The 21,212-nt window shown below is 40.2% G+C and carries 26 protein-coding genes and 1 tRNA gene; 24 read left to right on the top strand and 3 right to left on the bottom strand.

All coding sequences use genetic code 11. The annotated features are described in order from the left end of the window. Positions 1 to 76: 76 nt before the first annotated feature. From BP74_RS06720 to BP74_RS06780, 13 genes are all read left to right on the top strand, one after another. Positions 77 to 655, top strand: a complete 579-nt coding sequence (locus BP74_RS06720) for a MarC family protein (RefSeq protein WP_496372348.1) — start codon at positions 77 to 79, stop codon at positions 653 to 655. 48 nt (positions 656 to 703) lie between these two features. After that, positions 704 to 775, top strand: a tRNA-Arg gene (locus BP74_RS06725). Positions 776 to 1,192: 417 nt separating this feature from the next. Then, the gene (locus tag BP74_RS06730; RefSeq protein ID WP_496372350.1) at positions 1,193 to 1,627 is read left to right on the top strand and encodes a DUF6010 family protein; all 435 of its coding nucleotides are present in this window, start codon (positions 1,193 to 1,195) and stop codon (positions 1,625 to 1,627) included. A gap of 70 nt (positions 1,628 to 1,697) precedes the next feature. Next, a complete protein-coding gene (locus BP74_RS06735) occupies positions 1,698 to 2,345 on the top strand; it encodes an adenylate/guanylate cyclase domain-containing protein (protein WP_496372352.1) in 648 nt (215 codons plus the stop codon). Between the two features lie 34 nt (positions 2,346 to 2,379). Then, positions 2,380 to 2,955 (top strand): helix-turn-helix domain-containing protein, encoded by a 576-nt coding sequence (locus tag BP74_RS06740; protein ID WP_496372354.1) that lies wholly within the window; start codon positions 2,380 to 2,382, stop codon positions 2,953 to 2,955. Between the two features lie 407 nt (positions 2,956 to 3,362). Next, positions 3,363 to 3,614 carry a hypothetical protein gene (locus tag BP74_RS06745; RefSeq protein ID WP_496372356.1) on the top strand — a complete coding sequence of 84 codons (252 nt, stop codon included), beginning with the start codon at positions 3,363 to 3,365 and terminating at the stop codon, positions 3,612 to 3,614. Positions 3,615 to 3,621: 7 nt separating this feature from the next. Then, the gene (locus tag BP74_RS06750; protein WP_496372358.1) at positions 3,622 to 4,053 is read left to right on the top strand and encodes a DUF2147 domain-containing protein; all 432 of its coding nucleotides are present in this window, start codon (positions 3,622 to 3,624) and stop codon (positions 4,051 to 4,053) included. A gap of 84 nt (positions 4,054 to 4,137) precedes the next feature. Continuing rightward, entirely contained in the window at positions 4,138 to 4,803 is a 666-nt protein-coding gene (locus BP74_RS06755) for a GNAT family N-acetyltransferase (protein WP_496372360.1), read from the top strand. 706 nt (positions 4,804 to 5,509) lie between these two features. Continuing rightward, entirely contained in the window at positions 5,510 to 5,998 is a 489-nt protein-coding gene (locus BP74_RS06760; protein WP_496372362.1) for a heavy-metal-associated domain-containing protein, read from the top strand. Positions 5,999 to 6,034: 36 nt separating this feature from the next. Then, positions 6,035 to 6,844 carry a hypothetical protein gene (locus tag BP74_RS06765; RefSeq protein ID WP_496372364.1) on the top strand — a complete coding sequence of 270 codons (810 nt, stop codon included), beginning with the start codon at positions 6,035 to 6,037 and terminating at the stop codon, positions 6,842 to 6,844. Positions 6,845 to 6,889: 45 nt separating this feature from the next. Next, on the top strand, positions 6,890 to 7,813 hold the full coding sequence (locus BP74_RS06770) for a GlxA family transcriptional regulator (RefSeq protein WP_496372366.1): 924 nt from the start codon (positions 6,890 to 6,892) through the stop codon (positions 7,811 to 7,813). Further along, positions 7,810 to 8,991 carry a DJ-1/PfpI family protein gene (locus tag BP74_RS06775; protein WP_496372368.1) on the top strand — a complete coding sequence of 394 codons (1,182 nt, stop codon included), beginning with the start codon at positions 7,810 to 7,812 and terminating at the stop codon, positions 8,989 to 8,991. The genes BP74_RS06770 and BP74_RS06775 overlap by 4 nt, the downstream gene beginning before the upstream one ends. A 234-nt stretch (positions 8,992 to 9,225) precedes the next feature. Next, on the top strand, positions 9,226 to 10,071 hold the full coding sequence (locus BP74_RS06780) for an alpha/beta fold hydrolase (protein ID WP_496372370.1): 846 nt from the start codon (positions 9,226 to 9,228) through the stop codon (positions 10,069 to 10,071). Between the two features lie 144 nt (positions 10,072 to 10,215). On the opposite strand, the gene BP74_RS06785 is transcribed toward BP74_RS06780, so the two are convergent. Next, positions 10,216 to 10,638 (bottom strand): response regulator, encoded by a 423-nt coding sequence (locus tag BP74_RS06785; protein WP_496372372.1) that lies wholly within the window; start codon positions 10,636 to 10,638, stop codon positions 10,216 to 10,218. Positions 10,639 to 10,964: 326 nt separating this feature from the next. Here BP74_RS06785 and BP74_RS06790 point away from each other — a divergent pair, with 326 nt between their 5' ends. The 8 genes from BP74_RS06790 (at position 10,965) to BP74_RS06825 (ending at position 17,034) form a co-directional block, all read left to right on the top strand. After that, on the top strand, positions 10,965 to 11,213 hold the full coding sequence (locus tag BP74_RS06790; RefSeq protein ID WP_496372374.1) for a hypothetical protein: 249 nt from the start codon (positions 10,965 to 10,967) through the stop codon (positions 11,211 to 11,213). Positions 11,214 to 11,412: 199 nt separating this feature from the next. After that, positions 11,413 to 11,721: an RNA-binding regulator gene (gene rbp / locus BP74_RS06795; protein ID WP_496372376.1), complete on the top strand. Its 309-nt coding sequence runs from the start codon at positions 11,413 to 11,415 to the stop codon at positions 11,719 to 11,721. Positions 11,722 to 11,890: 169 nt separating this feature from the next. Further along, a complete protein-coding gene (locus tag BP74_RS06800) occupies positions 11,891 to 12,697 on the top strand; it encodes a COG4705 family protein (protein ID WP_496372378.1) in 807 nt (268 codons plus the stop codon). 279 nt (positions 12,698 to 12,976) lie between these two features. Continuing rightward, positions 12,977 to 14,704: a circadian clock protein KaiC gene (kaiC, locus tag BP74_RS06805; protein ID WP_496372380.1), complete on the top strand. Its 1,728-nt coding sequence runs from the start codon at positions 12,977 to 12,979 to the stop codon at positions 14,702 to 14,704. Then, a complete protein-coding gene (locus tag BP74_RS06810; RefSeq protein ID WP_496372382.1) occupies positions 14,688 to 15,002 on the top strand; it encodes a circadian clock KaiB family protein in 315 nt (104 codons plus the stop codon). The genes kaiC and BP74_RS06810 overlap by 17 nt, the downstream gene beginning before the upstream one ends. Before the next feature lies 1 nt (position 15,003). Further along, complete coding sequence (locus BP74_RS06815) at positions 15,004 to 15,327, top strand: circadian clock KaiB family protein (protein WP_496372384.1); 324 nt, start codon at positions 15,004 to 15,006, stop codon at positions 15,325 to 15,327. Between the two features lie 4 nt (positions 15,328 to 15,331). Further along, complete coding sequence (locus BP74_RS06820) at positions 15,332 to 16,618, top strand: sensor histidine kinase (RefSeq protein ID WP_496372386.1); 1,287 nt, start codon at positions 15,332 to 15,334, stop codon at positions 16,616 to 16,618. A 17-nt stretch (positions 16,619 to 16,635) separates the two neighbouring features. Then, complete coding sequence (locus BP74_RS06825; RefSeq protein ID WP_496372388.1) at positions 16,636 to 17,034, top strand: response regulator; 399 nt, start codon at positions 16,636 to 16,638, stop codon at positions 17,032 to 17,034. A gap of 16 nt (positions 17,035 to 17,050) precedes the next feature. Here the strand turns inward: BP74_RS06825 and BP74_RS06830 are convergent, their stop codons facing one another. Beyond that, positions 17,051 to 17,755: a Crp/Fnr family transcriptional regulator gene (locus tag BP74_RS06830; RefSeq protein WP_496372390.1), complete on the bottom strand. Its 705-nt coding sequence runs from the start codon at positions 17,753 to 17,755 to the stop codon at positions 17,051 to 17,053. 206 nt (positions 17,756 to 17,961) lie between these two features. Here BP74_RS06830 and BP74_RS06835 point away from each other — a divergent pair, with 206 nt between their 5' ends. The 3 genes from BP74_RS06835 to BP74_RS06845 are packed head-to-tail and all read left to right on the top strand — an operon-like array spanning position 17,962 to position 20,658. After that, positions 17,962 to 18,570: a methyltransferase domain-containing protein gene (locus tag BP74_RS06835; RefSeq protein WP_496372392.1), complete on the top strand. Its 609-nt coding sequence runs from the start codon at positions 17,962 to 17,964 to the stop codon at positions 18,568 to 18,570. Then, positions 18,567 to 18,965 (top strand): hypothetical protein, encoded by a 399-nt coding sequence (locus tag BP74_RS06840; protein ID WP_496372394.1) that lies wholly within the window; start codon positions 18,567 to 18,569, stop codon positions 18,963 to 18,965. The genes BP74_RS06835 and BP74_RS06840 overlap by 4 nt, the downstream gene beginning before the upstream one ends. Before the next feature lie 13 nt (positions 18,966 to 18,978). After that, positions 18,979 to 20,658 (top strand): SulP family inorganic anion transporter, encoded by a 1,680-nt coding sequence (locus tag BP74_RS06845; RefSeq protein ID WP_496372396.1) that lies wholly within the window; start codon positions 18,979 to 18,981, stop codon positions 20,656 to 20,658. 29 nt (positions 20,659 to 20,687) lie between these two features. Here the strand turns inward: BP74_RS06845 and BP74_RS06850 are convergent, their stop codons facing one another. Further along, positions 20,688 to 21,206 (bottom strand): GNAT family N-acetyltransferase, encoded by a 519-nt coding sequence (locus BP74_RS06850; protein WP_496372398.1) that lies wholly within the window; start codon positions 21,204 to 21,206, stop codon positions 20,688 to 20,690. Positions 21,207 to 21,212 lie beyond the last annotated feature (6 nt).

Consider the following 21,212-nt stretch of genomic DNA (forward strand, 5'->3'; position numbering starts at 1 on the left):
ATTCTGACCGGGGGAGATTTTATTTTTGTAAACTGTTTCCCTTGTCTGGACAGCTTAATTTTATTCAAATACTACCATGCAAACCAATGTCAAGGACATACTCACAGTTACGTTTACTCTTTTTGCCATCATAGATATCATAGGTTCCATCCCCATTTTGATCTCTATCAAAAATAAGATGGGGGGTATTAAAGAGATAAGAGCTACCCTAATTTCCGGTGGACTGATGATCCTTTTCCTGTTCCTCGGGGAGCCCTTTTTAAATCTTTTAAGTCTTGATGTTGGCTCCTTTGCCGTAGGAGGGTCAATCGTGATCTTTATTCTTGGATTGGAGATGGTGCTGGGAGCAGAATTTTTTAAAAGCGAGAAAGATGTGAGGGCTGCTACGGTAGTGCCTATTGCATTTCCACTCATTGCAGGTTCCGGAACGCTTACCACGATTATATCATTAAAAGCGAACTATACACAGTCAACAGTCCTGATGGGCATCTTATTGAACCTCATAGTTGTATTTGCGGTTTTAAAATCTTTAAAGTTTATAGAAAGGATACTGGGTCCGGGTGGTTTGATTGCCGTGCGCAAATTTTTTGGCGTAGTTTTGCTGGCCATTGCCGTAAAAATATTTGCCAGCAATGCACACGGGTTGATCAAATAGTATTGTGACATTGAGAGTGATATTACATTCTATCGGATCAAATTTTCCGGCCTCGTAGTACAATGGATAGTATAAGGGTCTCCGAAGCCCTGGATCCGCGTTCGATTCGCGGCGAGGCTACTCAAACTGCACTCTCGAAATTTTTCAGGGAAGTGCGGCTTTTACATTTCTGTAAAAACCGCACCAGTCCTGTAATGTAGGAGAACACCTCGTTGACGCCTTTGGTTCGACACCTTTCTTCTGTTCTGTTATGAAAATTCCTTCAGGAACATCAAAAATTGAAGCCTTTGCTTTTGGGTGTACTTGCAGAATCTCACACAGGAGCGAGTTTGCAGGAATAGTTGACCGCAAAATTCACACACAACTCATGGTTCGACACCGCTTTTGAGCCTTTTGCCAACTCATCTGTTATAGCCTTCTTGTCTGTTACTGACACCTTATTGTCTTTTTAAGCGTTGGATATAATAGCATCTTTACAGTTCAAACAGACACACGCTGAATATCATTAGCGAATTTTCATTTAATAAAACCAAATAAATGATAGAAACAATTGCCGGGATTGTTACCGCTGTAATATGCATCCTTCTTTCACAAATGCTGGCTAAATACTTCACCACAAAATTAATGGCTGCAACCATCCTTGTCGCCATTGCATTTATTTACGTCGGCTTTTCATTGAAAGATAACCCCATTAATTTGATTATCTTGGAAGTCGCCATTGCGTTAGGTTTGTATTTTCTCGCGATTATTGGCTATACACGGAACAGTTTGTTAATAGCCTACGGCATTCTTTTTCATGGCGTGTGGGATATATTTCATCACAAAGGTTTACCGATTCAAACGGCAATACCCGGCTACTGGCCAACCTTTTGTTTTGTTGTAGATGTCATTGATGGCTTATTCTTTCTTTTTGTTTTCAAAGCCCAAAAACGGCATAATCCAGTCACTTTGAAACTATTTGTAGAAGCTTAAACGTATAGATTCAATTTTGCCCTTTCGGTGCATACTCACCAGGGTTTACATACTTTTTTAAACAATGGTTATGGAAGAAAACATTGCCATTTTAATGGCTGACCTCTCCGGTTATACGGCGCTCACCGAAACACACGGTGCGGCTTCGGCAGCCGACTTAATTGACAGGTTTTTGGAAATTGTACAGGGTTGCCTGGTTGGCGACAGCGAGCTAAAAGAACGTACCGGAGATGAAGTAATGATCGTGTCTGCATCAGCAGATTTTTTACTTTCGACAGCCTTCATGCTAATGAAGCACACCTCCAGGGAAGACAATTTTCTGCAAGTACACGGAGGGCTTCATTACGGAAAGGTCTTAAAAAGAAACGATAGCTATTTTGGTACCGCCATCAATCTTACCTCCCGCATAGCTGCTAAAGCCAGCCCCGGTACCTTCTGGTGTTCAGATGATTTTCTTGAAGCCGTTACCGATATATCTCCATTTGAATTTGAACCAAAAGGGAAACATCGCTTTAAAAACATGGCCGAAGAAAAAGACATAGCGGAATTAGTGAACCCAAGAGCTATTTCTTTCTTTGTTGATCCCGTTTGCAGAATGCTGATACTGGACAAAGCTGCAGCCATTCGGCACCCCGAAAAGCTTGAAGTTTTCTTTTGCTCGGAGGCGTGTCTCCAAACTTTTGCCAAAAGGCTATTAACTGACCCATCTATTGGGTAGTTATCAACTTAATTAACTTCATTTATCTTCCATTATGTCCGAGAATGTTCTACTGGTTAAAAACATGGTTTGCCGTCGTTGCCTGCTGGCAGTCGAAAACGTTTTGGCCAATGCTTCCATATCCTATCAACAAGTGATTGTGGGGGAAATTCATCTTATTCAACCACTGTCAGCGGAACAATATGTTTCTGTAAGTTCCTGCCTTGCAGCAATTGGACTTGAGTTAAATGATAACAGAACAAGCGGACTAATAGAAAAGATCAAACAACTGGTGATAAAAAAAGCAAGAAATGAAGTTGACGATAAGGAACACAAAATGAACCTCTCAGCTTACCTATCACAGAATTTGTATCATGAATACACCTATTTAAGTAGCCTGTTCTCTTCTGTTGAGGGGCGCACCATTGAAAATTATTTTATACAACAGCGAATTGAAAAGGTAAAAGAGCTTTTAGTGTACAACGAAATGACTTTGTCATCCATCGCCTTTGAAATGGACTATAGTAGTGTTGCACATCTCTCCAATCAGTTTAAACAAATTACCGGACTTACGCCTTCACACTTCAAGAAATTTGGATCAGCAAAGCGCAAACTGCTTGATCAACTATAACCCAAAATTCTGTAAGCTTTACCCAAGGTAATGTAACAACAACAGGCCCCACTGATTCTACTTTTGTTTTATCAAAATCATTTAAAAACAAGTAAAACAAAAGTTATGAAATCAGAAATCAAATTGAGTAGGGTTACTCCAAGCGACAAACAAAAATGTGACAACCCAAATTGCACCTGCGAAAACTGTAATTGCGGTAGCAATTGCACATGTGCCACTTGCAAGTAAGTAGGGGTTAACGGCATTGAAGCTAAAAGCCGCTCTAACCTGGGTGGCTTTTCTCTAAACAATTTATAGCCATTCTGAAGTTCGATGAAATGATTGTCTTTTTCTGACACGTTCCCGTCCTTCAAGTCCTTGAAAGCCGGTCTACTTTTACATCATCAAAAACAACTAAAAATTTTAAAATGAAAAAGATTGCATTCGCTTTACAGGTGTTCACGCTAATGGCTATATTGCCAATATACGTCATTGTTGAAATGAACCACACAACGGTAACCCATACAAAAAATAATGGCGTTACAAAACTTACCGAAGGCGTGAAAACCATTCCCACGGCTTATCACACAAATAAAGGACTACAAAATGAAAATGTAGTATCCCGTTATATCGACAGGCAGACTTTACCGACAGAAATATTTTCACTTACAAAAAACTGAAAACAAAATGAAACAAATAACCAAAACATCACTGTTCTCCATCTCTATGATATTGCTTTTTGTTGGCGGGTTTGCACAACCCGGCAAGTCCGTTTCTGACAAAATAATTGGCGTTTATTGGTCCCCAAAAAAAGACGCAAAAATTGAAATGTATAAAAAGGGAAACCATTATTTCGGCAGAACAATTTGGGCATCCAACCCAAGAAAAGACACAAAGAATCAGGATAGCAAACTGAGAAACAGAGGCCTGCTTGGCATGGATATGTTCACTAATTTTTCTTATGACGATGGCACTTATACGGATGGACAGGTTTATGATCCTGAAAACGGCAAAACCTATAGTTGCAAAATAAGTATCAGCGGGCTTAATCTTAAGGTGCGTGGTTATATAGGTATCTCGCTATTCGGTAGAAAAGAAACGTTTGAGCGCATTTTATAAGCTAAAAAACAAAGGGCCAAATCTTCACCAAGTCATCTATTCATCTCAACCTATCTCTGTATTTAAAACAACAACCATAAAGTCATGTCTCTTTATACACTTAAATCCACGGATACGCTGTCCTTCATTAAACCACCGGCAGGATTGATAATGGAAGAATGCACCAAAGTAGGTTTGCTTGCCTGGATGGGTGGCACCACCCGTGAAGACGTAGTAAAACGTATAGCAAATGATCATGTGGCCTTTGTAGCCTACCTAAACAATATGCCTGCTGCATTTGGATGGATGGCAAGGGGAAAGGCAATGATCGGAGAACTGGCTCACGAACTGATATTGCCTATTGGCAATCGCTATCTCTGGAACTTTAGAACAATGGAAACGTTTCGCGGCCTGGGTATCTATCCGACTTTACTCCAATACATAATAAATTTTGAATGCAAAAAGGCAGACCGCTTCTGGATTATTCATGCGCCGGAAAACAGGTCGTCTTTGAAAGGTATTCAGAAAGCAGGCTTTCACTATGTTGGCAAAATATACAACAATGAGGGCTTTGCCACTATTGAAAAAACTCACTTATCCGAAAGTAGCCGAAGCTTGCTTGCAGAAATGGACATCACTATCTCCCATGAAGAACCTGCATCTTGCTGGAACTGTAGCAGCCCATATTTGAAGAACAGAAAACCTGCATGTTGTTGCGCTGCCTCCCAGAATGAATGCGTCGGCAGCCAACTACTTTCCCTGGCTTCTTAATCCTGAAAACAGGCCAACAATTTTAACGTGGTGCATAGCATCATATGCACCCTTTTGTGCCTTTCAAAAACCGAAAATTTCAAACAATTAAATAAAAAGAAATGAAAAAATTACTAGTCATTCTATTCTTTCAACTGTCAGCTATTGCTGTATTTGCACAAACTGACACAAGCAAAATTGAGCAATACTGCCAGCTCATACTACACCCAGGCTTTTTAGCAATAAGGTCACCATAGACATTGACTTTGGTGAAGAAAAAAGTTTCTGGTCAGATGACCGGCTGAGAACCTACAATGGCAAACTAAAAAAATTCAACACAATTATCGACGCATTGAACTTCATGGGAAAGCAAGGTTGGGTTTTTATTAATGCTTATCCTGTGCGCAACGGCAGCAGTGATATATATCATTATGGGTTTAAAAAACTTTTCTATCAGTCAGAGGCTCAGGGTGGCAATTTACAGGTTGTCCGTTTCTGACATGAGGCTGTCCTTCCAACCCTGCCGAGTCAATTTACCTTCATATTGTAAAACAAATAAAAAATGAAAAAGAGACTCTTTCCTATACTGATGACAGGTCGGTAGGGATACCGTTTCAAAAGGACCTGAAAAGGAGAAAGTAATCAAGGTGACTTATCCTCAAACGCTCTAATGCAAAATCTAATTTTCAGGCTTAATCAAACAGTTTTCAAAAAGAAAATAAATATCATGAAAAAGATTTTTTTACTGCTTGCCATCGTCGTGTCAATGATTGCAAAAGCTCAAATCACCAAAGTTTATTTGCAGGCAAGTGGACTAACATGCAGCATGTGCAGTAATGCGATCAACAAGTCGTTAAAGACCCTTGATTTTGTAGAGAAAGTAGACGCAGACTTGAAAAGCTATACGTTTGAAATCTCCTTCAAGCAAAACGCTGAAGTTGATTTTGATAAAATAAAGAAGAAAGTTGAAGATGCAGGCTTTTCTGTTTCCAGTTTTGTTGCTGCTATACATTTCAATGACGTAGAGTTAAAGGACAATGGTACTGTGACAATGGGTAATTATACCTTTTCCATTATCAACGGCAAAGGTCTATCGTTAAATGGAATACAACGGGTTAGGTTGTTGGATAAAGGTTTTGTCTCTTCGAAAGAATATAAAAGTAATGCTCTTGGCCAGGTTGCAACAGTTGCTGGAGTTTACCACGCAAGTCTATAAAACGCTCAGTTATCGTTCACGCTGCAAACCGATAAAATGAAACTTCTATTTGTTATAACGTCTTTTTCTCTGTTCGTATCAGCAAGTGCCCAGGAGTTGTTTTCGCAAACAGAGCCGGCCAGCAACCGTGCCGTTGGAAGCATTGGCTTTCGGGTGGACAACTCTATCATGGGTGAAACCTACACGTCGAAAATAAATTATCACCTGATTCCGGAAATCATGCTGGGTATTTCTAAAAAGTTGATGGTTAGCGGTGATGTTTTCTTTAGTAACCGTAGTGATGTTTTGAAGTATGAAGGTGGGAGCGTCTATGCGAAATATCGGTTCTTAAGTAATGATGCAGTGCAAAAACATTTTCGCATGGCTGGCTTTGGCAGGGTCAGCTATAATAATAGTGACATTCACCAGGAAGAAATCAATATGTACGGCCATAATACGGGAGCGGAGTTTGGCATCGTTGCTACCCAATTATTATGCAAGGTGGCGTTATCATCCAGCATATCATATCTAAAGGCTTCTGATAACGGAAATGGTAACAAATTTCTTTATGGGCAAGACAATAGAAAAGCTATAAACTATACCCTCTCAGTTGGGAAGTTACTATTGCCAAAAGAGTACAAAGGTTATAGACAGACAAATCTTAATTTAATGATGGAGTTCTTAAGCCAGGTGAATACAGAATCAGGAAAATATTTCGTGGACGTTGCCCCGTCTGTACAATTTATATTTAACAGCCAGGGCAGGTTGGACATTGGTTACAGAAAAGAATTAAGAACGACACTATTGAGAACCGCACCCAATGGAGCCTTTATTCGCCTTGAATATAATTTTTTTAATACCTTCTAATGGCCATCACATGAACCCGGAGTTATTCAAAATCAAAATAAAGAGATGAGAAAAATAGCATTTATCGTTCCTCCTTCCGTTGAACTCTTGGATTTGGCCGGTCCCGCCCAGGTATTTACTGAGGCGAAATTCTATGGCTTCGAAGTAGAACTCCAATTTTATTCGTACAAGGAGGAAATCATTAGCACCTCCGGAATTTCATTTGGGAACGTGAAGCATTACACAGAAGCCGAACTAAAAGAAGGCGATTACCTTTTCATTCCGGGGATGGATTTTGAGTATGTAAGTAGCATTGCGTTTCGGGCAGAGCACCATTTCTTTTCCTGGATAAAATCACTTTCTGATAAGGGTGTTTTCATTTGCTCAGTTTGCAATGGCGCGTTTGCCCTGGGCCACGCTGGTTTGCTAAAAGACACTGAATGCACCACTCATTGGAGGAGGGTAGAAGAATTACAACGACAGTTTCCAACAGCAAAAGTCATTACGGACATTCTTTTTAAAAAGAGCAACAATGTTTACACCAGTGCAGGCATCAGTGCCGGCATTGACCTTTCGCTGGCAATACTGGAAGAATTAAAAGGCGCTCTTTTTACGCACAAAGTTGCAAGGGGTCTCGTGGTGTATCACCGCAGAAGCCAAAGTCATACCCAACAAAGCATCTACCTTGATTATCGTAACCACATCAATCCGGCCATCCACATAGTCCAGGACCACCTGATTGAGCATTTATCAGATGAGAATACCATCGAAGACCTGGCGTCACTTGTTGCCATGAGCCCACGGAACCTGAGTCGTGTTTTTAAAGAAAAAACAGGAACGACGGTGCTTGAATACCTCACGCTTTTGCGCCTTGAGTTCGCCAAGACAATGCTCAACAACCCTGAGTTTACAATTGAATACATCGCCACTAAATGTGGTTTTAAAACCGCAAGACAATTACAACGAATACTAAAAGCAAATAAAAAATGAAACCGACAAAAATTATGAAAGCCGCTATCATCCTGGTAGCGGTAACAGCCCTCCTTTTCCATGCCTGTGCACCCTTAAGGGAGTTTGGCAGAACACCAGTTTACGAGGGGAAGAACAATTTTACTTACCAACTTCCTACTTATGATAGCTCAAAGAAGACGGTGGTGATTGTAGCAAATAACGAAGGCACTGAACTTTTTGACATGATGGCTCCCTATTATCTTTTTAACGCCACGGAAAAGGCCAATGTCTACATAGTTGCAAAGAACAAAGTTCCAATCGTCGTTAAAAAAGGCTTTTTCCTTCTGCCGCAAATGACGTTTTCCCAAATTGATTCATTGCGTATGTATCCTGATGTTATCGTTATTCCTTTTTTAGCCGTTGCCGATTCACTTCATCAGGATCTGGTAATTGTTAACTGGATTAAAAGGCATCACTCTGACAACGTAACTATTCTTTCCGTATGCGACGGTGCGGCAACAGCGGCGGCAACGGGTCTGTTCGACGGGAAACCGATCACGGCACACGCCTCTGATTACGAAGGCATCAAAGCAAGTTTCAGTAAGCCGCTCTGGGTGCAGCATACAAGCGTTGCCAGTAGTGGAAACCTTTATAGTACAGCCGGTGTCTCCAACGCAACTGAAGGGAGTCTTACGATTATCAACAAATTATTTGGAATGGAAACCATGCGCAAGGTGATTGAAGACGTTTCTTATCCATTTGACACTCCCAAATTAGACCATAAGAGCAACACCTTCCACTTTAGCGATAAAGTAACGATTGGTAAAAAAATAATTTTCAGGAAAAACAAAAAGCTCGGGGTACTTCTTCAGGAAGGAATAAATGAATTTACATTGGCAGGGATCATGGATACTTACAACCGTACTTTTCCGGGGTCAATTGAAAGTTTTTCGGCAGGCGACCAGCCCATAAAAACATTGCATGGTTTAACCCTTATTCCTACGGGGCAATTAACCAATAATGACTTAGATGAACTCCACGTTGTTAGCCCCATGACATTTTCAACGGCAGATCAGAAGCTTTTTAAATCCGCTCAAGTTATCAAATATGATAGCTCTCAAAGACACTATATAATTAGTGAGTGCCTTCTTCGGATTGAAAATGAATATGGTGATAATTATAAAAACATCGTGAAGCTAATGCTTGACTATAACTAAGATGAAACTAACATACTGGAACATAATGCAAAGGGCAAGATGGCGAATTTTCAGGTGATTGACGGATCGCAGCCTTATGTCCCATCCCCTGTTGGAGCCACCTACCACAGTCATTGATAAAACTATCTTCAGAAGTGAACCTAAAATGAGTATTTCCTTAGAACCCATATCAACTGTTGTAAACCATTTTAGGCAGGCTATTTACATTAACATTAAACTGCATAAACTTAAATTTTGAAAAAAAGAAATAGAAATGATTTTAGGAAAGCGCTGATTGATAGGATGATGGTTTCGGTTGAGGAAGGTGAGGTAACTATTGATTCAGTTAAAACTGCTTACCTATCTGCAGGAATTGGTAATTCCGTGATTTGTCTACATGGCGCCGGTGCTGGTGCTGTCACCTGGTATCCATCTATTGGTACTATCTCTAAAAATTTTCATGTGCTTGCACCAGACATCGTAGGATATGGTGAATCTGACAAGCCCAATGCGCATTATAACCGCCCTTATTTCTCAAAATGGCTTAAAGACTTTTTAATAAAAATGAAAATTTCAAAGGCTCATATAGTTGGATTATCTCAAGGAGGTGCCATTGCGTTACAGTTTGCCATAGACCATCCAGAGATGGTTGATAAACTTGTTTTAGTTGACGCTGCTGGCTTAGGTGCGAAAGTTTCCTTTTGGCCTCTATTCGGAATCATATGGATGAATAGTTTTCCATCCTCTATGGCAAATAGTTTTAATTCTCATTATATACTCCAGAAGCCTGAAAACAGAGACCCGAACCACAGTCTTTACTCGGTTGCTGTTGCCAAATCAACGGGTGGGAAGAATGTATTTAAGCAAGGCAGAGGTACTGTTGTATCGAAAGTGCCCGAAGAATTATTGCAAAAGATAAAAAATGAAACACTTATTATTTGGGGAAAAGACGATCGATTGTTTCCAGTTGAATATGGTGAAAGAGCTGCTAAAATAATTCCAAATGCAAAATTTCATCTAATTGAAGAGGCTGGCCATTTACCATTGATGGATCAACCCGATGTTTTCAATAAAATTCTGCTTGATTTTTTAAATAGGTAACAAAAATTGGTGATCTCACTAAAACAGATGAAAGCCAGGTTAATAATCTTGGTGAAAAACAATTTGGATAACATCAGATATTTGAAAAAATGACACCAGGCATGGCTACCAATGCAACCCCCAGGCAGAGAAGTGTAATTTTTTTTATACATCATTTGGTGCCACGCATCTTTTCCAGTAATCCATGATCACCTGGATGGTCTTTTCCAATTCACCCATGGAATTTTGCTTTACAAAAAAACCCTGAACCGACATACTATAGGCATTTATCACAGCTTTTTGGGAGGAAGCAGTTGTGAAAAACAGGTAGGGTATACATTTCAATTTTAATTGTGCATCTGTGTATATTTTGTTTCGCAAAGCGAATCCATCCAATTTAGGCATATTGATATCAGACAAGATGAGAAAAGGAGAAATATCAGTGCGATTTAAGTAATCGAGGGCATCTTCACTTTCCTGGAAAAAAATGAGCTTATTTGAATAGTTCAACTTATTAAAGACTTCTACCAGTATTTCCTGGTCATCCGAATCATCTTCTATTATAACGATAGGGCCGTTCCTGTTCATTTATGTTCATTTCCAAACAAGGTAGGTGAATAAACCCAACCGGGTATATCCAGTTGATTTTCTGTGTCGAATATTAACTTTTGAGTATTAAGAGAGTTTATGTTAAGGTTAAAATGGAAGTAATTGGAGATACCTATGTACTTTTTAAATTTCATATTATATATTTGCCCTAGCCTCTTTTTCTATATGGGCCGCCTACATATATACCTATCGCCCTTGTAGAATTTATTTCAGTTAGTATTTCGTTTCGTCAGGCATCAGCATTTATCATTGTTCAGAGTCAGGTTATTAGTAAACATTATTAGTTAAATTCTAAAATTGGTACTATGAAGCTTTCTGATTTTATCTTGTTAAATGAAGAGGAAAAGAAGTTAACCGTGCTCCATCTTGGAGTGTTAGTAGGCAAAAGACAATTTTATGATCGAATGGTCTTTTTGTTTCAATTGGATAGCTATTATGTTGAAACCTATTGCAATGTGCATAACAAAGCCGTAGAGGAATACAGGGTATCCGATAACATCAGGACACTCACTCCTTACCTGGAATCCATCTCCCTGGATGGTCTTGTCAATTAGTTTTTAACTGTCAGTTTATGCGGGCTCAAAATTCCTTGTGATAATATTTACATTTACTATCAATAATAAAGCTATCTTCACAGGGTTAATTTGAGCCTCGCATTAGTATTTAGTAATTATCCTGCTTAGCAATCTGCATCGTAGTTAGTTTTACTTCCGCTGCCTCAGATATTTTTTTAATCAATTATTGTTAGATCACATGAACATTTATGTTTCAAACTTAAGCTTCAACGTACAAGATGAAGACTTAAGAGAATTTTTTGCTCCTTATGGAGAAGTAACTTCAGCTAAAATCATCAACGACAGAGAAACTGGTAAATCCCGTGGATTTGGATTTGTTGAAATGTCTGATGACGCTGCTTCTAAGAAAGCTATTGCTGAATTAGACGGTGCTACTGTTGAAAACAGGACCATCAAAGTAATGGAAGCAAAGCCTAAAGAAGACAGGCCAGCCCGCAGCAGCGGCGGTTACAACAACGGAAATAATTATAATAAAAACAGATATTAATATACTTTTCCGAAGTAATAAAAAAGCCTGGTTCTCCAGGCTTTTTTAGTTTTAAATACGCCCGTTTTACAGTTGGGAGATTACTTACATCCGTTGTACGCTACCCTATTATTTTCACTTCAAAGGATCAGTAATGGCATTATCGTTGTAACAATCCATTTAAAAAAGAATGGAAAGAGCAGGAGATGATAGCAAGTATCTAAGTAAGATCCCCGAACTCACTTTGTTATTCTGGATAACAAAAATTACGGCAACCACATTGGGTGAAACTGGCGGCGACCTGCTTGCACAAACCCTGAAAGTAGGGTATGGTGTCAGTACCCTTATCTTTTTTAGTTTCTTTTTAATCACTGTGATCTCACAACTCACTGTAAAAAGATATATACCACCATTATATTGGGCAGTGATTGTTGCCACCAGCACGGCTGGAACTACCATGTCAGATTATATGGATAGAACCCTGCAGCTGGGATATGCCAAAGGCGCTCTCATACTTGTATCCATACTGATATTAATACTGGTAGTATGGAAACTGGTAGAAAAATCCCTTTCCGTAGACCACATCCGGTCTTTCCGGGGAGAAGCTTTTTATTGGACTGCCATTCTGTTTTCCAATACATTGGGCACTGCTCTTGGAGACTTCCTGGCCGATGATTCAGGGCTTGGCTTTGGAGGAAGTGCTTTATTGATCTCCTCAGTTTTAGCCATTGTAGTATTGGCTTATTATTTTACCCGTATCTCAAGAGTTATATTATTCTGGATCGCCTTTGTATTAACCCGTCCATTCGGTGCCACTTTTGGTGACCTGCTTACCAAACCACATGAGAAGGGAGGAATGAATTACGGAACCAAAGGCTCTTCCCTGATTCTATTTGGATTATTGATTGTTCTGATTATATATGAATCCATAAAGAACAGGAAGTACAATTCAAAACAACTAAATGGTTTCAGAAAACCTGGGATCACAGCAACATAAAATCTCTCTTTATCCTGCTTGGCTTAGCATATTGCTTTCTACTTCAAATTATTAAAGTGAACATGGATTGTTTTCTGAGAAGGAACAAATAACGTCTTGATATATGCGATGTGCAAGTGGCTAATAGACTGGTGCTTAAGTCAAAGCAATAGCTTTTGCAAAGAATATATTCTGAATTATTAATCAGTAATGGCCTGTTTTGGCATGAGTTTTTTTTATATCCTAAATGTCTTTTCTACAGAAAAGCCAAACCGGGAAGCTAAATGATAAAAAAAAATTATGTCATCATTGTCCAATAAAAGAGCAGCATCAAAAAAAACCTTACCTAAAATGCCATCAGGCATTGCAGGTCTTGATGAGATCACAGAAGGCGGATTGCCAAAAGGCCGGCCCACCCTGATATGCGGTGCGGCTGGCAGTGGAAAAACGCTTTTCGCTATCGAATTCATTGTAAGGGGAGCATTAAATTTCAAGGAACCAGGGGTTTTCATGGCTTTCGAAGAAAAATCTGATGAACTTGCCATCAACGTGGCTTCTCTCGGTTTTGACCTTGATAAACTTCAAAAGCAAAATCTCATCAAACTGGATCATGTACATATTGACAGGAGTGAAATAGAAGAAACCGGGGAATATGATCTTGATGGGTTGTTTATCAGGCTGGGACATGCTATAGACAGTATCGGTGCCAAAAGAGTGGTCCTGGACACAATCGAGAACCTGTTTTCAGGCTTGGGCAATGAAACTATTTTAAGGGCTGAATTGCGACGCCTTTTCGGATGGTTGAAAGAAAAAGGTGTTACGGCGATCATAACAGGTGAAAAAGGCGATGGTATGCTTACCAGGCAGGGTTTAGAGGAATATGTATCTGATTGTGTGATTTTATTGGAACACAGGGTATTTAACCAGATATCTACCAGGTTGTTACGTATAGTAAAATACAGGGGTTCTATTCATGGCACCAATGAATATCCTTTCCTGATAGACCAGGATGGAATATCAGTATTACCCATTACCTCCTTAACCCTTGATGCACCTGTTTCCAAACAAAGAATCTCTTCAGGATTGCCGTCCCTCGATAATATGTTAGGAGGAAAAGGATTTTACAGGGGCAGTTCTATATTGATATCCGGGTCTGCAGGAACCGGCAAAACCAGTATTGCCGTTTCTTTTGCTCATGCATGCTGCCAGCGTAGAGAAAGATGCCTGTATTTTGCTTTTGAGGAATCCACTCAACAGATTATTCGAAATATGCAATCCATTGGAATCAACCTCCAGGATCATATTGATAAGGGATTCTTAAAAATCTGCGCCTCCAGGCCTACTTTATATGGATTGGAAATGCACCTGGTTTCCATCTATAAGAAGATCACTGAATTCAAGCCAAAAGTGGTTATTATAGACCCCATTACCAACCTGGTAACTATTGGCCAGTTGAGAGATGTGAAGGCTACCCTTATCCGGCTGATTGATTTTCTTCAAAGAGAACAGATCACAGTTATGTTTACAGCGCTCACTTTGAATACAGCCATTGGTGAACAAACGGATGAAGGTGTTTCTTCCATGGTTGACGCATGGATCCAGGTAAAAGAACTGGAACTAAACGGCGAGCGTAACAGGGGAATGTATATCATGAAATCCCGTGGAATGGCTCACTCAAACCAGGTTCGGGAGTTTGTCATTGAAAATAATGGACTGGACCTTGTAGATGTATACCTGGGACCTGATGGAATTTTAACGGGTTCGGCCAGGGAGGCTCAACAATTGAATGAAGTTACAGGTGAGGTCATACGGTCACATGCTCTATCCAGGAAAGACAGGGAAATTGAACGAAAAAGATTGGTCCTGGAATCAAGGATCGCTTCTCTTAAAGAAGAATTTGAATCCATACAGGAAGAATTGAATAAATCTTATATAGAGGAGGAATTGAAAAAGGAGGTTATGGAAAAGAATAAAAAACAAATCATTGAAAAGCGACTTAACACATCAGGCAATGGCAAAAGAAAGTAAAAAGGCCCTGTCAAAAGTACCTAAATGGGAACTAAGGCTGTACGTAGCAGGCAATACGGTCAAATCTGCAACAGCCCTTACAAACCTGCAGAAATATTGCGAGGAACATTTGAAAGGCCAATACAAAATAGAAGTGATCGACCTGCTTGAACACCCGCAACTGGCTGCCGGTGACCAGATCTTTGCCATTCCTACATTGGTTCGAAAAGTACCCGTTCCTATTAGAAAGATCATTGGCGATCTATCCAATGAAGAAAAAGTATTGGTAGGTCTGAATATCCGCCCTGTAACAAAATAACATGACTAAAAATGAAAGCCAGGATAAAACCGGCAAAGAACAGTCAGTAAAACAAATTGAATACGTATTGCGTCTTTTCATTTCCGGAGCCTCCTCCAACTCTGTAAAGGCAGTTAATAACATAAAACAAATTTGTGAAGGGCATATCAAGAATAATTATATCCTGGAGGTTATTGATGTGCACCAGCAGCAAAAGCTTGCTGAAAAAGAACAGTTAATAGCATTACCCATGCTCATAAGAAAAAAGCCCTTGCCTGAGCGTAAACTTATCGGCGACATGTCAGATACCAAAAAAGTATTAAAAGGCCTGGGATTGTCTGTTTAAAACTATGGAAGCAAGAAACCGATCCATACAAGATTATGAATTTGAGTTGGAGCAGTTGCGTTCACAGCTGGAAGAAGCTAATGATACCATCGAGGCGATCCGTACAGGCCAGATAGATGCCATCGTTGTCCAGGGTGACAACGGGCACCAGCTGTACACATTAAAATCTGCAGACCATACCTACCGGGTATTTATAGAAAAAATGACTGAAGGTGCCGTAACCCTGAACAACCAGGGTTATATTCTTTATTGTAATTCACGGTTTGCCTCAATGGTTGATACCCCATTATCCTATATTATAGGAATGGACTTTGAACAGTTTATTGCATCTGAACATGTTTTCCAATACAAAGAATTGTTTACAAAAGCATGGAAAGAAGACTGCAAGGGAGAAGTAGCTCTTTCTAATGGTAATGAATTCATGCCCGTTCAGGTATCACTAACCGCCCTTGAACTGGATGAAGGAAAGGCTTTAAGTATTATTGTTACAGATCTTACCAGGCAAAAAAAGAATGAGCAGCAATTAAGAGATAATAATGAGCAGCTGGCCAAAATGAATGAAGCACTCGAAGTAAGCAATAATGATCTGCAGCAGTTTGCTTCCGTGGCTTCCCATGACCTGCAGGAGCCATTACGAAAGATCATGGTATTTTCCAATATTTTAAAAGAAAAATATGGCAATGAACTTTCAGAAGACTCTCATCAATGCCTGAATAAGATCATTGATTCATCCGGGCGCATGAAGGCATTGATCATTGATATATTGAATTATTCCAGGTTGTCGGAAAATATTACCAGGACACATGCTGTTGACCTGAACATGCTGATACAGGAACTATTGGAAGATTTTGAATTGATCATCAAAGATAAAAAAGCCAAAATACTTGTAAACGTCCTTCCCCATATTGAAGTTAACCGGGGCCAGATCAGGCAGGTATTTCAGAATATTATCAGCAATGCCCTGAAATTTCAAAAGCCCGGCGTAGATCCTGTAATAACAATCGATAGTAAAATACTGCGATCCTTATCATTCGACAGTAAGGAAGATCCAAACGGAGATTATTGCCTCATCAGCATTAAGGATAATGGCATTGGCTTTAATGAAAAATTTGCTACAGATATTTTTGCCTTGTTTGAACGCCTTAACCCAAAAGATAAATATGAAGGAACAGGCATTGGTTTAGCCATAGCCAAAAAGATCGTGGAAAAACACAATGGTCTTATTAAAGCAACCAGCAATCAAATGGATGGCTCCATATTTATGATTATCTTACCTATAAATCAACAATAACTTTAGTACCTGAGTGCATGCAGCCTAAAAAAATACTACTTGCTGAAGATGACAGCGATGACCAAAAACTATTTCTCGATTTTTTACAGAACAGGAACGATATACTCATTCTGCCAATTGTTGAAAATGGTTCAAGGCTTTTAGAAGTAATGCAAACCCTGCAGACTAATGACTTTCCCGATCTGATTATCCTTGATCAGAATATGCCTCAAAAAAATGGCCTGCAAACGCTGGAAGACCTGAAGTCAGATGCGCATTTCAGCTCCATTCCTGTTGTGATCTATTCCACTTATGCTGATACCCTGTTAACCCGTAAAGCCATAGAAAAAGGCGCGCTCCTGGTGGCCATGAAACCACTCAATCAACAGGGCTATCACGATATGATCGATACTTTCCTGCAGCAATGCGCAGGGTAACTTCCTGAAGCAATGTTTAATAATTAGCTGCCTTCAATAAGGCAGCCACATCAGTGATGATGATCTTACGGCCACGGGTCTCCAGTATTCCTTCTTCCTTAAAATCCTTGATGATACGCACTATATTTTCCCTGGCGGTTCCAACAAGACTGGCAAGGTCCTCACGGGAAAGATTGATCTCCACATCCATACCCTGCACAATTCCGGGCTTATATTTTTCCCGCATCAGTATCAGTTGCATGGCGAAACGCTCCCTTACACTACGCTGTGCGAACAGGGCTACACTATTGGCAAAGACAGTGAATTCATGACTAAGTGATTTTAAAAGACGTTGTGATAATGTCTTTGACAGCTGCAACACGTCCAGGAAATCTTCCTTTGGTATAAATCCAACCAGGCTTTCCTCCAGTGCCGCAGCATTGTCCGGGTAGCGCTCTTCAGCCAATACGGCATGATAGCCTAGCAATTCACCAGCATTGGCTACATAAATGATTTGCTCCCTGCCTTCTTTATCCACTTTGTATTTTTTAGCCATTCCCGACCTCATGTAAAAAATACCGGATGGCAACGATCCTTCACGAAAGATCATCTCCCCTTTGCTGTATAGATGTTCACTGCTATGCGACATGAGTCTTTCCTTTTCCAATTCAGGAAGATCAGTCAGTACAGAATTATTATTAAACCCCCACTTATCAATCGGAAAGATCCCTTTAAGGCTCATAACGTACAAAACTATTTTAATAAGTGATAAAAGTTACTTTTTGAAGTGATAAGAGTTACAATTTCCCTTGAGCACCCATGGTAACTTTGCCTGGGCTAAAAGCATGCCCTGAGTCAGCTGCTTATCCTGGTATACAGGCTTACCATTCAGGTGAAGACAATCAATATCCCTAAAAATGATCAAATAAAACAACAGGTCCTTGTAATATGAAAGAAACATTTTCAACCAATCATTACAGGCTGGATATCTTCCAGGACGACAGGGAGTTTCACCATCTCTACCCCCCTATGATCCAAAAGAGAGCGCTAAGACATTGGACACCATTACAGGTCTCCCGTTGCGCCGCGCAATTTCTTGTTACTGAACCTGGAGCAAGAATTTTGGATATAGGCAGCGGCGTGGGGAAATTTTGCATGGCAGCAGCTTATTACCAGCCCGGAGGTTTGTTCTTTGGTATTGAACAAAGAAAAGACCTGCATGATATTGCTCTAAATATCAAATCTGAATTACAGTTGGAAAATGCCTTCTTTATGCATGGTAATTTCACTCAACTGGATCTTGCAGCTTATGATCATTTCTATTTTTTCAATTCCTTTTATGAAAACCTGGAAGGAACAGAAAAAATAGATGCAAGCATTCAATATTCATCATCCCTTTACAACTACTATAATCGTTACCTCTACAAACAACTGGAACAATTACCACAGGGCACACGCATAGCTACCTATCACAGCCTGGAAGATGAAATACCCCCATGCTATTACGTTGTCAAAACTCATTACGATAACCTTTTGAAATTCTGGATCAAGGTATGACCAATAAAATAACCATAACTGAAATATCCACCTCCCTTGCAAACGAGTCTTCTCCACTTTGTTCCTGCGAAGACATCACTATTGAATCGATATTTTCCGAAAAGCCATTAACGGCACCTTTTAAAATGGCATCTGTGAGCATGAAGATCTACCGAAGTAAATTGATCAATGAAATACTAAATGCCCATTCTATAGAAGAAGTAAAAAGAAACATCAATGAAAATCTTTTAAAAATAAAAACCCAGGTTACCGGAACCAATGAACTTACCCATTATATCAGCTATATTATCGAAGAGCTCAATGATCTGAATGGAAGCGCTATTGCCCATGAATATTATATGAACCTTTCGGCTGCGGGCACCTACCTCAGGCAACTGTCTGTGCCGGTAAAATGATCAATGCTATTCTATGTTCAAACCAAAAATTGTTGACACCTTAAAAGCATATAGTAAGGAACAATTCCTTAAAGACCTTGTTGCCGGTATTATTGTAGGCATTGTAGCCTTGCCGCTTGCCATTGCCTTTGCCATTGCATCAGGGGTATCACCCGAAAAGGGCCTTTTCACCGCTATCATTGCAGGTTTTATTATTTCTGCATTTGGAGGCAGCAGGGTGCAGATAGGCGGACCAACCGGGGCATTTATTGTAATTGTCTATGGCATTGTACAGCAATATGGTGTCAATGGATTGATCATAGCTACTTTTATTGCGGGCATCATGCTGATGTTAATGGGATTTGCAAGATTTGGGAGCGTCATTAAATTTATTCCACACCCATTGATCGTGGGCTTTACAACAGGGATAGCGGTCATTATATTTTCTTCCCAGGTCAAAGATTTCCTGGGATTGACCATGGGATCTGTACCTGCAGATTTCATAGACAAGTGGCAGGCCTACTTCCTTCACTTTTCACACATCAGTCCCTATGCGGTTGGCATTGGACTGGCCACCATATTGATCATCCTGTTCTTTTCGAAGATCACCCATGTCATTCCCGGGTCCCTGGTTGCCATATTGCTGGCCACCGTTGCAGTTCAATTGTTTAAACTTCCCGTTGAGACCATTGGCAGTCGTTTTGGAAGCATACCTTCCTCCCTGCCCACACCCGGCGTACCCCATCTTGATTGGAATATCATAAAGGGATCTATCAGGCCGGCATTTACCATCGCTATCCTGGGTGGCATTGAAAGCCTGCTATCAGCTGTTGTGGCAGATGGCATGATCGGCGGTAATCATAAAAGCAATATGGAATTGGTAGCACAGGGTGGGGCCAATATAGCTTCTGCGCTTTTCGGAGGCATTCCCGCTACGGGCGCCATAGCGCGAACAGCTACGAATGTAAAAAATGGCGGACGTACACCGGTAGCAGGTATGGTGCATGCCCTGACCTTACTGGTAATCATGTTACTGGTTGGCAAATGGGCTACACTAATTCCCATGAGTTGTCTTGCAGGAATACTTGTCATTGTTGCTTATAATATGAGCGAACACACTACATTTATTGCCATTGCCAGGGGTAGCCGCAGTGACGCTACCGTATTGATCACCACCTTCCTGCTTACGGTCCTCTTCGACCTGACATTGGCTATTGAAATAGGTATGGTGCTGGCGGTGTTCCTGTTCATGAGAAAAATGATCAAGGTTAGTAATGTAAGTTCCTATCTCAATGAGAGCAGGCAGACATCAACAGATGCTAATGCCGTTAGCAGGTATACAATACCGCATGGTGTTGAAGTATTTGAATTAACAGGGCCGATGTTCTTTGGCGCTGCGTATAAATTTAAGGATGCCATAAGGGTGATAGAAAAAAAGCCCAGGGTGCTTATTGTCCGTATGCGCCATGTGCCGGTAATTGATGCCACCGGCATTCACACTATAAAAGATGTACTTCGCATGTGCCGCCATGATAAGATGCAATTGATCATCAGTGGTATTCAACCTCCCGTACTGGAGGAGTTCCGCAAATCCAGGCTATTGTTCCAGATCGGCAAAAGATATGTAACTCCTGATTTTGAAATGGCTTTACAAAGAGCCAAAGAAGTTTTGGAAGAGAAAAGGTATTTGCCTGTTATTACTGAAATGCAATAAGCTGATTTAAAATATTATTAAGAAAATCGTTACACTTTTATCTCCAACAAGGCCAGGCTAATACAGGAATAGTGTTTTGGCAATTCACCTGTTTGTTCAGGCGTCACGATTCCCAATAATTCAAAACCGCATTGCTGGTAATAGCTAACCAATGATTCATTATCCCCCCAGGTATCCATCCTTATATTTTCCAACTGGTTTTCCCTGCAATAAATTTTCGCCCAATCTATGATGTGCTTCATAAAATAATTACCTCTGAAAGCCGGGTTGGTTACGATGCGGTGTATATACACAGAAGGATCAGCATTTTTTTCTTTCCAAATATGCGGATCGGTAAGCGTCGTTGCAAAGATGCACGCTACCGCTCCATCCATGACTATCTTCCATTGTCTTTTCTCCCTGATCTCTCTCCAGATCAATTCATCATCAAAACGCTGCCAGTTTCTTTTGAACTTTGTTTTCTGATAGGCTATAGCAGCGTCATATAATGCAACAATAGTTTCGAAATCATTAAAGGTGGAATTCTCAATAAGTATCTCATTAGTCATCAGGCC

The organism is Flavisolibacter ginsengiterrae DSM 18136 (assembly GCF_059568575.1).

Excerpts from the sequence above, each read along its gene's own strand:
- BP74_RS06745 (WP_496372356.1), top strand. The coding sequence starts at position 3,363 with ATGAAAAAGATTGCATTCGCTTTACAGGTGTTCACGCTAATGGCTATA.
- BP74_RS06720 (WP_496372348.1), top strand. The coding sequence starts at position 77 with ATGCAAACCAATGTCAAGGACATACTCACAGTTACGTTTACTCTTTTT.
- BP74_RS06765 (WP_496372364.1), top strand. The coding sequence starts at position 6,035 with ATGAAACTTCTATTTGTTATAACGTCTTTTTCTCTGTTCGTATCAGCA.
- BP74_RS06735 (WP_496372352.1), top strand. The coding sequence starts at position 1,698 with ATGGAAGAAAACATTGCCATTTTAATGGCTGACCTCTCCGGTTATACG.
- BP74_RS06740 (WP_496372354.1), top strand. The coding sequence starts at position 2,380 with ATGTCCGAGAATGTTCTACTGGTTAAAAACATGGTTTGCCGTCGTTGC.
- BP74_RS06850 (WP_496372398.1), bottom strand. The coding sequence starts at position 21,206 with ATGACTAATGAGATACTTATTGAGAATTCCACCTTTAATGATTTCGAA.
- kaiC (WP_496372380.1), top strand. The coding sequence starts at position 12,977 with ATGTCATCATTGTCCAATAAAAGAGCAGCATCAAAAAAAACCTTACCT.
- BP74_RS06840 (WP_496372394.1), top strand. The coding sequence starts at position 18,567 with ATGACCAATAAAATAACCATAACTGAAATATCCACCTCCCTTGCAAAC.
- rbp (WP_496372376.1), top strand. The coding sequence starts at position 11,413 with ATGAACATTTATGTTTCAAACTTAAGCTTCAACGTACAAGATGAAGAC.
- BP74_RS06760 (WP_496372362.1), top strand. The coding sequence starts at position 5,510 with ATGAAAAAGATTTTTTTACTGCTTGCCATCGTCGTGTCAATGATTGCA.
- BP74_RS06835 (WP_496372392.1), top strand. The coding sequence starts at position 17,962 with ATGAAAGAAACATTTTCAACCAATCATTACAGGCTGGATATCTTCCAG.
- BP74_RS06800 (WP_496372378.1), top strand. The coding sequence starts at position 11,891 with ATGGAAAGAGCAGGAGATGATAGCAAGTATCTAAGTAAGATCCCCGAA.
- BP74_RS06785 (WP_496372372.1), bottom strand. The coding sequence starts at position 10,638 with ATGAACAGGAACGGCCCTATCGTTATAATAGAAGATGATTCGGATGAC.
- BP74_RS06730 (WP_496372350.1), top strand. The coding sequence starts at position 1,193 with ATGATAGAAACAATTGCCGGGATTGTTACCGCTGTAATATGCATCCTT.
- BP74_RS06750 (WP_496372358.1), top strand. The coding sequence starts at position 3,622 with ATGAAACAAATAACCAAAACATCACTGTTCTCCATCTCTATGATATTG.
- BP74_RS06820 (WP_496372386.1), top strand. The coding sequence starts at position 15,332 with ATGGAAGCAAGAAACCGATCCATACAAGATTATGAATTTGAGTTGGAG.
- BP74_RS06825 (WP_496372388.1), top strand. The coding sequence starts at position 16,636 with ATGCAGCCTAAAAAAATACTACTTGCTGAAGATGACAGCGATGACCAA.
- BP74_RS06770 (WP_496372366.1), top strand. The coding sequence starts at position 6,890 with ATGAGAAAAATAGCATTTATCGTTCCTCCTTCCGTTGAACTCTTGGAT.
- BP74_RS06815 (WP_496372384.1), top strand. The coding sequence starts at position 15,004 with ATGACTAAAAATGAAAGCCAGGATAAAACCGGCAAAGAACAGTCAGTA.
- BP74_RS06830 (WP_496372390.1), bottom strand. The coding sequence starts at position 17,755 with ATGAGCCTTAAAGGGATCTTTCCGATTGATAAGTGGGGGTTTAATAAT.
- BP74_RS06755 (WP_496372360.1), top strand. The coding sequence starts at position 4,138 with ATGTCTCTTTATACACTTAAATCCACGGATACGCTGTCCTTCATTAAA.
- BP74_RS06845 (WP_496372396.1), top strand. The coding sequence starts at position 18,979 with ATGTTCAAACCAAAAATTGTTGACACCTTAAAAGCATATAGTAAGGAA.
- BP74_RS06810 (WP_496372382.1), top strand. The coding sequence starts at position 14,688 with ATGGCAAAAGAAAGTAAAAAGGCCCTGTCAAAAGTACCTAAATGGGAA.
- BP74_RS06790 (WP_496372374.1), top strand. The coding sequence starts at position 10,965 with ATGAAGCTTTCTGATTTTATCTTGTTAAATGAAGAGGAAAAGAAGTTA.
- BP74_RS06775 (WP_496372368.1), top strand. The coding sequence starts at position 7,810 with ATGAAACCGACAAAAATTATGAAAGCCGCTATCATCCTGGTAGCGGTA.